Source organism: Oleiphilus sp. HI0132 (genome assembly GCF_001635845.1).
Genome location: NZ_LWGJ01001010.1, coordinates 1 through 677, shown reverse-complemented (window position 1 = coordinate 677; position 677 = coordinate 1). Strand labels below are relative to the sequence as shown.

At 45.9% G+C, this 677-nt stretch carries 1 protein-coding gene; it reads left to right on the top strand.

What is annotated here, in order from left to right:
* The coding region (locus A3766_RS11300) for an IS110 family transposase (protein WP_156508877.1) at window positions 1-677 on the top strand (677 nt) is incomplete at both ends.

The following is a 677-nucleotide window of genomic DNA, read 5'->3' as shown; positions in this document are numbered from 1 at the left end:
AGATGGCGAGACAGTTTGAAAGCAAATACCCGCAGGCTACCCTGCATTTTGTTTATGAAGCAGGCCCCTGTGGCTACTGGATTTATCGATTGCTGACAAGCTTAGGCCATTGTTGCTATGTTGTTGCGCCATCACTGATTCCAAAGAAACCCGGACAACGCGTGAAAACAGATAAACGCGATGCACAAGATTTAGCTCGTTTGGTTCGTAATGGCGACCTTGATCCGATTTACGTTCCTGAACCCGCAGATGAAGCAATACGAGATCTATCTCGAGCACGTGAGCGTGCAATGCATGATTTGAATAATGCACGTTTCCAGCTAAAAGCCTTGCTGCTCAGAAACCATATTAACTATTCAGGCAAATCAAATTGGAGCTTAAAACACCTTCGTTGGTTAACAGAGATCATCTTACCTCATCCTAGTCAGCAATTTGTCTTGCAAGAGATGATTCAAACCATTTCAGAACGCAATGCTCGACTAGAGCGTCTGGACAATGAACTCGCCCATCACGTGAAGCAATGGCGATATTATCCGGTTGTGAAAGCGATACAAGCCTTGAGAGGCGTCCGACTGCTCACCGCCACTGGTGTCATTGTAGAGCTAGGAGACTTAACACGATTTGATAGCCCTAGAAAACTGATGAGTTATATCGGAACGACGCCCTCCGAGCATTCA